The following is a 12,321-nucleotide window of genomic DNA, read 5'->3' on the forward strand; positions in this document are numbered from 1 at the left end:
GCGTCGCATGTGGCGTCGCCTGAATTCATTGCAGACGCGGCTCACCGTGCTGTTGGCGCTGGCCAGCGTGGCCGGCGCATTCATCTACGCGGGCGTTACGCAATGGCCGCTACCGCAGCTGCTGACATGGATGCAGACGGAGCTAACGGTCAACGATTCGACGGTACCACTTGCAGTCAAGGCAGCGCCGGTAACGCACCTGGGCATCTACAGCGCGCTCGGTATTTGTGCAGTGCTGTTGCTGCTACTCGCGTCCTGGCTGGCCGGCCAGGCGATGGCGCCGGTGAGCCGCCTGTTGCGCGCGCTGGAAGGTGCCGTAGCCAGCTATCGCGACGGTGATTTCAGTATTTCCATCGCGATCCATCGTCGCGATGAACTGGGTGAACTGATTCACATGCACAACGCGCTGGGTCAGACCCTGCGCGAGCAGCGCCAGCATCTGGCGCAGCGCGAGCTGCTGCTGGATACCGTGGTGCAGAACACACCGGTTGCCCTCGTGCTGACCGATAGCGTCGGTCGCGTGGCCTACGCCAATATTGCCTCGCGACATCTTTTCAACGAGGGACGCAGCCTGCACGGGCTGGAATTTGCCCGATTACTGGACGGTGTGCCCGAGGCGCTGCGCCGCGCAGTGGAAGACGGCGAAGACGCTCTTCTCAGTGTGGAAATGGACGGCAGCGAGGAAACCTTCCACATTTCGCAGCGGGCGTTTCGCCTGCAGGGCCGGCCACATCGGTTGCAGCTGTTCCGGCGGATGACGCGCGAGCTGTCGCGACAGGAAGTAGCGACCTGGAAGCGGGTGATCCGCGTGATCAGCCACGAGCTCAACAATTCCCTGGCGCCGATTTCCTCGCTGGCACACTCCGGTGCCGAGCTGGCGCGGCGCGGCGATGTCGATCGGCTGCCTGGCGTGTTTGCCACCATCAGCGAGCGGGCCAAGCACCTGCACAGCTTCATCTCCGGCTACGCCAGCTTCGCCAAATTGCCGACGCCGCTGTCGGTCGCCATCGAATGGGCGCCTTTCCTGGACGGACTGGCGCTGCACTGCAATTATCGCCTCGCCTCGCCCGCGCCGACGCGGCCGGGCCACTTCGATGCGGTACAGATCGAGCAGGTACTGATCAACCTGATCAAGAACGCGCATGAGTCAGGCAGCGCGGAGGACGATGTCACGCTGTCCATCATCGAGGTCGGCCGCGATTTGCGCATCGAAGTGGCCGATCGCGGGCCGGGCATGACCGAAACCGTGCTGGCGCAGGCGTTGCTGCCGTTTTATTCGACCAAGCGTGCTGGTACCGGGCTGGGTCTGGCTCTGACTCGTGAAATTGCCGAGGCGCACGGTGGCCGCGTGCTGCTGGCGAACCGCGAGGATGGCGGCTTGCGCGTCACACTGCTGCTGCCGCAGACCGCTGTTGTTCGTTAGCGGCGAGCGCCGACAGTGCGCGTAACAACAGCTCGCCTATACTTGTGACTTCGTCACGGATGGGGACAGGCAATGGGTCAGATTCTCGCGTTAGTCATCGTATTGGTCGTCGTGGTCACCCTGGCCAAGCTGGTGCGCATCGTGCCGCAGGGTTTCGAGTGGACGGTCGAAACCTTTGGCAAATACACGCACACGCTAAGCCCCGGTCTGCATCTGCTGATTCCGATCTATCAGACGGTCGGCCGCAAGATCAACATGATGGAGCAGGTGCTCGATGTGCCCTCGCAGGACGTGATCACCAAGGACAACGCGGTGGTACGCGTCGATGGTGTGGTGTTCTATCAGGTGCTGGACGCTTCCAAGGCGGCGTACGAGGTGTCCAATCTCGAGCAGGCATCGCTGGCGCTGATCATGACCAATATCCGCACCGTGCTCGGCTCAATGGACCTGGATGAATCATTGAGCCAGCGCGACGGCATCAATGCCAAGCTGCTGCGCGTGGTGGACGAGGCGACGCATCCCTGGGGCGTCAAGGTCAACCGCATCGAGATCAAGGACATCGCGCCGCCGCGCGACCTGATCGACGCGATGGCGCGACAGATGAAGGCTGAGCGCGAGAAGCGTGCCAACATCCTCGACGCCGAAGGTTTCCGTCAGGCGGCCATTCTCAAGGCCGAGGGCGCGAAGCAGTCGGTCATTCTGGCGGCCGAGGGCGAGAAGGAGGCCGCGTTCCGTGCCGCCGAGGCGCGCGAGCGTTCCGCCGAAGCTGAAGCCAAGGCCACCACGATGGTGTCCAATGCGATCGCCGGTGGCAACGTCAACGCGCTGAATTATTTTGTCGCCAACAACTATGTCGAGGCGCTGAAAGAGATGGCTAAATCACCGAATCAGAAAATGCTGCTGCTGCCGATCGAGGCCACCGGCATTCTCGGTTCGTTGGCCGGCATCGCCGAGCTGGCCAAGGAGTCGCTGGGCCAGCAGCAGCGCTCGATCGCGCAGCCGCCGACGTCCACCCCGTTCCAGCCGCCGCAGCGCTGAGGCCGATGCCATGCCTTTTCCCGTGCATTACCTGTGGTGGATTCTCGCGCTGTTGCTGATCGGCAGTGAGGTGCTGCTGCCGGGGTATTTTCTGCTATGGATCGGTCTGGCAGCGGCAGCGCTAGGTGCGGTGCTTTTGCTGACGCCGCCGCTCGGGCTGCTGGTACAGGCGGTGCTATTTGCTGTACTCGCGTTTGCGGCCTGCGTGCTTTATGCCCGCGTGTTGCGACCCAAACTGGATAAGCGCGAGCCCGGTAGCGAGACGCTCAACCGTCGTGGCGAGCGCATGATCGGCCAGCGCTACGAGCTGATCGAACCGATTGTCAACGGTCGTGGCAAGGCGCGCGTCGGCGATGGCCAGTGGCTGGTGAATGGGCCGGATCTACCGCTCGGCAGCCTGGTCGAAGTCGTTGCGATCGACGGTACCACGCTGAAGGTACGCGCGGCGGCATGAGTGCGAATAGCGCCAGCAGCGGCGTGATCCATCCGTCGTTCGCCACCACCGCGATCAGCACGCGCATGGCGTTTTTGCTGGAGCTGGCACGCCGACTGCATCAGTACGGTGCGGCGTCACCACGACTGGAGATGGCGATTTCCAGCTCAGCGCAACGCTTGGGATTGCTAGCCGATGTATGGTCCAGTCCGACCGCCGTCATTATTTCGTTTACCGATCTGGGGCAGGGTGAGGAAGGCGTCGCACAGACCACCCAGGTTATGCGTCTGGCGCCCGGCGATGTAAATCTGGCACGGTTGTGCGAGGCGGATGAGATCGCGGATCAGGTAATTGCCGGGGAGGTCGGTCTGCGCGAAGGCTTTCACCGGTTGCGCGCACTGGGCCGGCCGGATACACGACGTGAACAGGCGGCGGTGATTGCGACCTACGGCCTGTCAGCGGCCTGCGTGGTGGCGTTGTTTCTGCACAGCGCATGGCCCGATCTTTTAACGGCCGCCTTCATTGGCTTGATCATTGGCAGCATCACCGTGATGGCGGCCAAGCGACCGCGACTGTCGATCGCCAGCGATGCGATCTGCGCATTGGTGGCGACCACGGTGGCGATCGTGGTCAGCGCCTTCGTGGTGCCGCTGGCGATCAAGTCGGTGGTACTGGCCAGCCTGATTGTGCTGGTGCCTGGCATGTCGCTGACCACGGCGGTGCGCGAGATTTCCAGCCAGCATCTGGTGGCTGGCATGGCGCGCATGGGCGGCGCGGTCGCAACCCTGCTTAAGCTGACCTTTGGCACGGTGGCGGCAACGACGCTATGCACGGCCGTGGGCATTCAGGCGCGCGATTACACGTTACCGCCGTTACCGGGTTGGACCGAATTGCCGGCACTGGTCATTGGCGCGTTCGGGTTTGCCATTCTGTTTCGTGCGGCTCGCAAAGACTGGCTGGTGGTGATGGGGGCGGTGATTGTCGGTTATCTCGCCACGCGCTGGGGTGGCAGGATTTCCGGTTCGCTGCCGGCGGCGCCGTTTGGTGTGTTTCTCGGCGGTTTTTTACTGAGTGCGCTGGCCAATTTCTATGCGCGCTTTGCCCATCGACCGGGTGCGGTGATTCGTGAGCCAGGGATTATTCTGCTGGTGCCGGGCAGCGTTGGTTTTCGCAGCATGTCGTTTCTGCTTCAACGCGATACTTCGCTGGGCATGGATACCGGCTTGCTGTTGCTGACTCTGCTCGTGTCGCTTGTTGGCGGACTGATGTTTGGTGAGCTGCTGGTTTCACCACGTCGATCGCTGTAAGTAAAGCCGGTTTTAGCGATCTTTTCTGAACGCGCATCTACGCGCATCTATAAGTTCTGCGTAAAGAAAAACACCGGCTCGAGGCCGGTGTTTTTCTTTACGGAACGGCGCTAGATAATCTTGCGCCAGAACTTGGTTGAATGGACCCGCTGGTCAGATCGCCAGATCCTTTTCCTTCTTGCCGGCCTTCAACGCATCGTTGAACCAATGCGGACGTTTGCCACGGCCGGACCAGGTCTGTGCAGGGTTGGCAGGGTTGCGATATTTCGGCGCCACCGGGCTGCCGGCGCGTTTGGCTTTGCCGCGAGCCTGACCAAAAATGTCTTCGAAGGTATAACCTTCGGCCTTGATCAGCGCGTGGACTTTATCGCGCAGCTTGACGACCTTTTCCTTGCTCAACTCGGTCTGGCGAATCTGCGCCTTGGTGATGAGGTCTTTGAGCTGGGTGTGATTGAGGTTTTTGATATCGACGGCCATGATGGATTCCCGGGTAAGAATGTCTGATTGAGACTGTTTGATTGGTTTTTGAATGATTCGTTTTAATGTGTTTTTGATTAAAGGGTCTGGCCAGTATGCAGGGAAGGCAGACCCGATCAATGGTGTTTCACCGGTGATTCTGGCTGATTTATCAAAGCATTGTAAAGGTAGGAGTATTGGCGTACCTATTTTCGGATAGCTGGTGATTAATTTGCGCCGGATCGATAACTGTCGCGAGCTATTGAAATGACCTCTGTGCCACCCGAATGACCGAAACGAAAATGGCCGCACATGGGCGGCCATTTCGATTAAGTCCGGGTGGGTCTGGTTGAGCGTGTTTAATCAGACACTTTTGCCGGGTGATTTCCGATTCAGCGAGTTAATCCAGTAGGGTGAACAGCTCGTCCTGGCTGACGGCGCGGCTTTCGCTGTCCTGCCGGGCGCGATATTCCAGCGTGCCTGCGGCCAATCCGCGCTCGCTTACCACCACCCGGTGCGGAATGCCGATCAACTCCATGTCGGCAAACATGCCACCGGGGCGCAGGCCGCGGTCGTCCAGCGCGGCCTCGATGCCGCGTTCATTCAGTGATTGGTATAGCGCCTCGGCAGCGACGCTGACCTCCGGCAGGTTCTTCGGATTGATCACGCACACCACCACGCGCCATGGTGCCATCGCGTCGGGCCATACGATGCCGGCATCGTCATGGCGTTGCTCGATGGCAGCGGCCACGATGCGGCTGACGCCGATGCCGTAGCAACCCATGGTCAGCACCTTGCTCTGGCCATCGTCGTCGACCACGGTGGCCTTCAGGGCTTCGGCGTATTTCTGACCGAGCTGGAACACGTGGCCGACCTCGATGCCGCGCGCGATGTGCAGGATGCCGTGGCCGTCCGGCGAGACATCGCCTTCGACCACGTTGCGCAGATCGGCGATGCGGGTAACCCGCGCATCGCGCAGCCAGTTGGCGCCGGTGTAGTGGCTGCCGTCGGCGTTACCACCGCAAACGAAGTCGGCCAGCATCGCGGCATCGCGGTCGACGATGACGGGGACGGTGTCGGGCAGGCCGACTGGGCCGATGAAGCCCGGACGCGTGCTGGTGGCGGCACGGATTTCCTCTTCCGAGGCCAGCACGGATTCCTCCGGTAGTTCGGTCAGCTTGCCGGCCTTTACTTCGTTGATCTCGTGGTCGCCGCGCAGGCACAGTGCCACCAGCCCGTCGCGGCCGCGCACCAGCAAGGTCTTGATGCACTGTTGTGGTGGAACCTTGAGGAACGCCGAGACCTCGTCGATGGTTTTCTGGCTGGGCGTATCGACACGCTGCAATTCGGCGATCGGAGCCGGACGCTCGGCCGTGGGCGCCAGAGCCTCGGCCTTCTCCATATTGGCGGCGTAATCCGAACCGTCAGAAAACACGATGGCATCCTCGCCCGAATCGGCCAGCACCTGGAATTCATGACTGGCGTTGCCGCCGATCGCCCCGGTATCGGCCTGCACTGCGCGGAAGGTCAGGCCGAGCCGGGTGAAAATGCGCGTGTACGCCTGGTACATCGCTTCATAGGTTGCCGCCAGCGATTCCTGCGTGAGGTGGAACGAATAGGCATCCTTCATCAGAAATTCGCGTGCGCGCATCACGCCGAAGCGGGGGCGGATCTCGTCGCGAAACTTGGTCTGAATCTGGTAGAAGTTGACCGGCAGCTGCTTGTAGCTCTTCAGCTCGTTGCGGGCGAAGTCGGTGATTACTTCCTCATGCGTGGGGCCGTAACAGAACTCCTGTTGCTTGCGGTCCTTGATCTTCAGCAGCTGGCCGCCGAATTTCTGCCAGCGGCCGGTTTCGTCCCACAGTTCGCGTGGCTGGATCGAGGGCATCAGCATTTCGATGGCGCCAGCGCGGTCCATCTCCTCGCGCACCACCTTTTCTACCTTGCGCAGCACGCGCAGGCCCAGCGGCGACCAGGTGTACAGGCCCGAGGCCAGCCGGCGGATCATGCCCGCGCGCAGCATCAGCCGGTGACTGGCGATTTCGGCGTCGGCGGGTACTTCCTTGACGGTGGCCAGGTGGAATTGGCTGAGGCGCATGCGGGGTTCCGGCGTGATGAAAGACGCCAATTGTAGCGGGCTGCTGGCGAGGCCGTTCAGGTGAATGGCGCCGAGTGAGGCACAGACCTCCACCGGCGCAGAACAGGGCGCCAGTATGACAAGCGGGAAACGACTTACTTCCCGCAGTACTGCTGATACTGCGCCTGCGCCGCGCTGGCCTGCTGCTTGCGCGCACTGTCATCAAGCACGGTCTGTTTGCCATCTTGCTGCATCACCACCGGAGCACTGCCTTGCAGGGCCGCCAGATTGGTTGTCAGCGAGCTGCATAGCTTGCTGCGGTTCTCCGGGGTGTCGGCGAGCGTCGTAGTGGCAGGCGTCGGCGCGGCATCGGGTTTGCTGGCGGCTGCCGCCGTTACAGGGGGCGGCGTATCCGGATCAATAGTGCCGCTGGATTTCATTTCTTTGTACTTGGTTCCCTGGGTCGACGGTGGTGACTGCGAGTAATGCACCGTGCCGTTGGCATCTTTCCACTTATAGACCTGTGCACTGATGAGCGGAGCCACCAACAACAGCGCCAGGGCGATGAGTGAACGATGCATGGTTTTCTCCCTAAAAGTGGTTCGACGACAGAGGTAAATCGACGTGCAATGAATCATCATGAATCCGGCTGAGGGCCAGATCAACAGTTCTTTAGTTAGCACCCCTACCGTCCGGACTCAAGTGACCGATGGTTTACACTGCGCGCATCCTGCCACGGTCTTGATTCATGAGCGAACCGATGCCCGTCCGTCAACCGCCCCATCGCGGTATCTACCTGCTGCCGAACCTGGTGACCACCGGGGCGATGTTTGCAGGTTTCTACGCGATTGTTGTCAGCATTGGCGGACGCTACACCGATGCGGCAGTCGCGGTGTTCATTGCTGCCGTATTGGATGGTCTGGACGGCCGCGTGGCCCGGCTCACCGGCACCCAGAGCGAATTTGGCGTGCAGTACGACTCGCTGTCCGATCTGATCAGCTTCGGGCTGGCGCCGGCGCTCGTGATGTATACATGGTCGCTGTCCACGCTAAAGGACTTTGGCCCGCTGTGGGGCAAGCTGGGCTGGGCCGCCGCCTTTATCTATGCTGCCTGCGCTGCGCTGCGTCTGGCGCGATTCAACACGCAGGTCGGTGTGGCCGACAAACGTTATTTTCAGGGCCTGGCCAGCCCGGCGGCGGCGGCGGTGTGCATGTCGTTCGTGTGGGTAGTGGACAAGACCGGTTTGCCCGGCAGCGAGTTCTGCTTCATCACGCCGGTCGTTGCGGTGGTCGTGGGCCTGCTGATGGTCAGCCGATTCCGCTACTTCAGCTTCAAGTCGTTGACGATGGGTGAACGCGGGCGCGTGCCGTTCGGCTGGATGGTTTGCGCGGTACTGCTGCTCGGCCTGCTCATGCTCGATACGGCGTGGGTACTGTTCGTCGGCTTTACGATGTATCTGTTATCCGGGCCGTTGTGGACGATGTGGGGATTGGCCACCCACCGGCGCCGCATTCGCCGGAGCAACGCCTGATGACAATGCCATTGCGCCAGCGGGTTGCCGCCAACCAGCGAGTCCGGGTGCTACGGGCTCTGGGTGTAACGCCCTGGGTGCAACGCGTTGAGCGTAGTGTGCCTGTAACCAATTCGGTCGAGCCTGTGCTTCCCACGCATGACTTGGCGGTCGGCGTTGCCTGCGTGGTGGTGCTGCCCGAAGGCGGCAGCACGCGCGAGCTCGATCTGCTCGGTCGCTTGCTCAATGCCTGCGGGACAACCTTGGCCCGAGCTGCACGCGTCAGAGTGGTTGGCGGCCAGCTGACGGCCGACGTGCCGCACGCGCGGGCCTATCTGGTTTTCGGCGAGGCGCAGGCGCATGCGTTGGGGCGGACGTTGCCGGCGGCGGTCATGCATCGCGCGCAGATCGTGCTGGCGGATGAACTGCCGCTGGTGCTGACCGCCGCTGATGCCAAGCGACGGCTATGGAGTGCGTTGCGCAATCTGCGCCGCGCATTGGCCGCTCCGGAGAACTGAGCGATGGTCGCGGTCGTCAAGCCCGTCATTCAGGTACGCGCGATGCGCAGCGACGACCTGGCCAGGGTCAGCGAACTGGAAATCGCCTCGTATGATTTTCCCTGGTCGCTTGGCGTATTCGCCGACTGCCTGAAAGCCGGCCATCCTTGCTGGGTGCTGTGCGTGGACGCGTTGGTTGCGGGTTACGGCATCCTGTCGATGGGCGCGGGCGAAGCGCACGTGCTCAATATCTGCATCGATCAGGAGTATCGCGGCCAGGGACTTGGCCGGCATCTGCTGCGGCGGCTGCTGGATATCGCGCGCTGGAATGGTGCCGAGCGCATCTTCCTCGAAGTCCGACCGTCCAATCCGCTGGCGAAGACACTGTACGAGTCGATCGGGTTCAGGGAGATCGGCAAGCGGCCGCGATATTACCCGGCGAGGAACGGCCGCGAGGATGCGATTGTCATGGTGTTGGTGTTGGGCGCAGCGTCGACGTAGGACGTAGCACGCTGTGTTTTCGCCTCCTCTCCCCGACAGGGAGAGGATTGATATGCGAGGTGGGGCTTTCCTGCCCCTGTGGAGCTTGAGTAACTTTCCCCTTTCTTACCCCAGCTTCTGCGCCTGCTCACGCAGGGCGTCGATCTGTTGGGTCCAGTCGGTGATGCGTTGGCGTTCCTGTTGCACGACTTCAGCGGGGGCATTGGCGACGAAGTTGGCGTTGTTGAGTTTGCCTTCGCACTTCTTGATTTCGGTTTCGATGCGGGTGATTTCCTTGGCCAAGCGGGCCTTTTCGGCACCGAGGTCGATCAGGCCGGCCAGCGGAATCATCACGCGAAGGGCGCCGATCACAGCGGCAGCGGCGGCGGGTTCATCGGCACCGCTGTCGATCCACTGCGGTACCTCGACGCGAGCGAGGAAGCTGATCTGCGCGGCGAATTTCGTGATGCGCGTACGGTCGTTGGCATCGCCGTCGGCAAGTAGCAGCGGGATCACCTTGCCGGGCGAGATGTTCATCTCCGAGCGGATGCGGCGAATGCCGCTGAGCACGTTCTTGAACCACTCGATTTCGGCAGTAGCCGCATCGTCTGCGGTGTAGTCGTCAGCGCGCGGGTAGGCGCATTCAAGGATGAGGTGCTTGGAAGAGTCCGGTAGGGATGCTGGCGTGTTCTTTGCGCTCAGGGAGGAGCGGGCGGGCAACTCCTGCCAGATCTCCTCGGTGATGAAAGGAATGATCGGATGCAGCGCGCGCAACACCGATTCCAGTACCACCAGCAAGGTACGACGGGTGGATGCCGCCGCGGCCGCATCGTCGCCGCTCAGCGCGGGCTTGGACAGCTCCAGGAACCAGTCGCAGAACTCGTTCCAGACAAACTCGTACAGCGCTTGCGCCAGATGATCGAAGCGATAGCTGCCGAAGTGCTGCTCGACTTCGCTCAACGTCTGTTTGAGACGGGTGAGTATCCAGCGTTCTGCCTCGGTGACCGGGGCCCCGATGGGTGCGGCTATCTCGCCTTCGGACACGTTCATGAGCACGAAGCGCGCCGCGTTCCACAGCTTATTGCAGAAGGCTTTGTAGCCCTCGGCGCGCTTGATGTCGAAATTGATCGTGCGGCTGTAGCTGGCCAGCGCGGCGAAGGTGAAGCGCAGGGCGTCGGTGCCGATCGAGGGAATGCCGTCGGGATAATCCTTGCGGATGCGCTTTTCGACTTTCTCGCGCACCTGCGGAATCAACAGTGACTTGGTGGATTTCTCCAGCAGCGGCTGCAGCTCGATGCCATCGATCAGGTCCAACGGGTCCAGCGTGTTGCCCTTGGACTTGGACATCTTCTTGCCTTCCGCGTCGCGCACGATGGCGTTGATGTACACCTCGCGGAACGGCACCTGGCTGGTGAAATACTTGGTCGCCATTACCATGCGTGCGACCCAGAAAAAGATGATGTCGAAGCCGGTGACCAGCACGGCACTGGGCAGGAAGATCTTGTCGTCCTGCCAGTTGGCTACGATTTCGCCGCGTTCGTTCTTCACCGGGCCGTTGGCGGGCCTGGCGGGCCAGCCGAGCGTGGAGAATGGCCACAGCGCGGAGGAGAACCAGGTGTCGAGCACATCTTCATCCTGGCGCAGCGCGCCGACCGGTGGTGTGCTCGCGTTGGCACGCGCATCGGCCTCGTCCTCGCCCACGAAGATCGTTCCGGCCTCGTCGTACCAGGCCGGGATGCGGTGGCCCCACCAGAGCTGGCGGCTGATGCACCAGTCCTGGATATTGTCCAGCCACTGCGTATAGGTGCTGGTCCAGTTCTCCGGTACGAACTTGATCTCGCCCGAACGCACGGCATCGAGTGCGGGTTCGGTGATTGCCTTGCGGCCGCCGGGACGTCCATCTGGCAGCGTGTCGGATGTCAGGTCGACAAACCACTGGTCGGTCAGCATCGGCTCGATCACCGCGTCGGAGCGATCGCTTACCGGCACCTGCAGCTTGTGCGGTTCGACCTTGACCAGGAAACCGTCACGCTCGAGGTCTTTCACCACGGCCTTGCGCGCGTCGTAGCGATCCAGCCCGCGATACGCTTCCGGCGCGTTGTAGCTCATATGCGCATCGAGCGTCATGATGATGATCATTTCGAGGTTGTGCCGCTTGGCAACCTCGTAATCGTTGAAGTCGTGTGCACCGGTGATCTTCACGCAGCCGGTGCCGAACTCGGGCTCGACATAGGTATCGGCAATAATCGGAATACGCCGATCGCACAGCGGCAGGTCGACGAAACGACCCACCAGATGCTTGTAACGCTCGTCGTCCGGATGCACGGCCAGCGCGCCATCGGCCAGCATGGTCTCCGGGCGGGTGGTGGCGATGGTCATGCCGTCGAGGCCATCGATCGGACCATCGCTGAAGGGGTAGCGGATGTACCACATCGAACCATCGCGCTCGACGTTGTTCACCTCCAGATCGGACACCGCCGTGCCCAGCACCGGGTCCCAGTTCACCAGCCGGTTACCGCGATAGATCAGCCCCGCGCGATACCACTCGACGAACACCTTGCGTACGGCTGCCGACAGGCCCTCGTCCATGGTGAAGCGCTCGCGCGACCAGTCGGCTGCCGTGCCGATCCGGCGCATCTGGTTGGTGATGGTGGAGCCGGATTCCTCCTTCCACTTCCACACGCGTTCGACGAACGCCTCGCGACCCAGGTCGTGGCGTGTCTTGTCTTCGACGGCGAGCTGGTTCTCGACGATCTTCTGCGTGGCGATGCCCGCGTGATCGGTGCCCACCTGCCACAACGTATTCATGCCGCGCATGCGCTGGTAGCGCACCAGCATGTCCATCACGGTCTGCTGGAACGCATGGCCCATGTGCAGTGTGCCGGTGACATTTGGCGGCGGCAACAGGATGCAATACGGCTCGCCCCGGCTTTTATCGTCATGGCCCGCAGGCTTGAACGCACCGCTGGCTTCCCAGCGCGCGTACCACTTGGACTCGATCTGGGCGGGTTCGAAACTCTTTTCCATGGGGACTCGCAATGGCGCACCGTTTCGGGCGCGCAGATGGGCAACGGCAGAGATCCCATTGTACGGGGCAGGG

General features: G+C 61.9%; 11 protein-coding genes. 7 read left to right on the plus strand and 4 right to left on the minus strand.

Translation table 11 applies throughout. The features are described 5' to 3' along the window. Positions 1-7: 7 nt before the first annotated feature. The 4 genes from HDE80_RS01940 to HDE80_RS01955 all read left to right on the plus strand — a co-directional run bounded on the left by HDE80_RS01940 (position 8) and on the right by HDE80_RS01955 (position 4,201). On the plus strand, positions 8-1,423 hold the full coding sequence (locus tag HDE80_RS01940) for an ATP-binding protein (RefSeq protein ID WP_184667338.1): 1,416 nt from the start codon (positions 8-10) through the stop codon (positions 1,421-1,423). A 72-nt stretch (positions 1,424-1,495) separates the two neighbouring features. Then, complete coding sequence (locus HDE80_RS01945; protein ID WP_184667340.1) at positions 1,496-2,461, plus strand: SPFH domain-containing protein; 966 nt, start codon at positions 1,496-1,498, stop codon at positions 2,459-2,461. 10 nt (positions 2,462-2,471) lie between these two features. After that, entirely contained in the window at positions 2,472-2,915 is a 444-nt protein-coding gene (locus HDE80_RS01950; protein WP_184667342.1) for an NfeD family protein, read from the plus strand. Then, positions 2,912-4,201, plus strand: a complete 1,290-nt coding sequence (locus HDE80_RS01955) for a threonine/serine exporter family protein (protein WP_184667344.1) — start codon at positions 2,912-2,914, stop codon at positions 4,199-4,201. Before HDE80_RS01950 ends, HDE80_RS01955 begins: the two co-directional genes overlap by 4 nt. 153 nt (positions 4,202-4,354) lie before the next feature. Here the strand turns inward: HDE80_RS01955 and HDE80_RS01960 are convergent, their stop codons facing one another. The 3 genes from HDE80_RS01960 to HDE80_RS01970 form a co-directional block, all read right to left on the minus strand. After that, entirely contained in the window at positions 4,355-4,678 is a 324-nt protein-coding gene (locus HDE80_RS01960; protein WP_184667779.1) for an H-NS histone family protein, read from the minus strand. A 379-nt stretch (positions 4,679-5,057) separates the two neighbouring features. Then, the gene (locus HDE80_RS01965) at positions 5,058-6,755 is read right to left on the minus strand and encodes a proline--tRNA ligase (protein ID WP_184667346.1); all 1,698 of its coding nucleotides are present in this window, start codon (positions 6,753-6,755) and stop codon (positions 5,058-5,060) included. A 134-nt stretch (positions 6,756-6,889) separates the two neighbouring features. Then, on the minus strand, positions 6,890-7,315 hold the full coding sequence (locus HDE80_RS01970) for a DUF4124 domain-containing protein (protein ID WP_184667348.1): 426 nt from the start codon (positions 7,313-7,315) through the stop codon (positions 6,890-6,892). A 167-nt stretch (positions 7,316-7,482) separates the two neighbouring features. Here HDE80_RS01970 and pssA point away from each other — a divergent pair, with 167 nt between their 5' ends. The 3 genes from pssA to rimI are packed head-to-tail and all read left to right on the plus strand — an operon-like array spanning position 7,483 to position 9,242. Continuing rightward, entirely contained in the window at positions 7,483-8,265 is a 783-nt protein-coding gene (gene pssA, locus HDE80_RS01975; RefSeq protein ID WP_184667350.1) for a CDP-diacylglycerol--serine O-phosphatidyltransferase, read from the plus strand. Next, positions 8,265-8,762 (plus strand): hypothetical protein, encoded by a 498-nt coding sequence (locus tag HDE80_RS01980; protein ID WP_184667352.1) that lies wholly within the window; start codon positions 8,265-8,267, stop codon positions 8,760-8,762. Before pssA ends, HDE80_RS01980 begins: the two co-directional genes overlap by 1 nt. A gap of 3 nt (positions 8,763-8,765) precedes the next feature. Next, positions 8,766-9,242, plus strand: a complete 477-nt coding sequence (gene rimI / locus HDE80_RS01985; RefSeq protein ID WP_184667354.1) for a ribosomal protein S18-alanine N-acetyltransferase — start codon at positions 8,766-8,768, stop codon at positions 9,240-9,242. 105 nt (positions 9,243-9,347) lie between these two features. Here rimI and HDE80_RS01990 read toward each other — a convergent pair whose 3' ends face one another. Further along, positions 9,348-12,248 (minus strand): valine--tRNA ligase, encoded by a 2,901-nt coding sequence (locus HDE80_RS01990; RefSeq protein ID WP_184667363.1) that lies wholly within the window; start codon positions 12,246-12,248, stop codon positions 9,348-9,350. Between the last annotated feature and the right edge of the window lie 73 nt (positions 12,249-12,321).

It is taken from the genome of Rhodanobacter sp. A1T4, from assembly GCF_014207185.1.
Taxonomy (GTDB): Bacteria; Pseudomonadota; Gammaproteobacteria; order Xanthomonadales; family Rhodanobacteraceae; genus Rhodanobacter.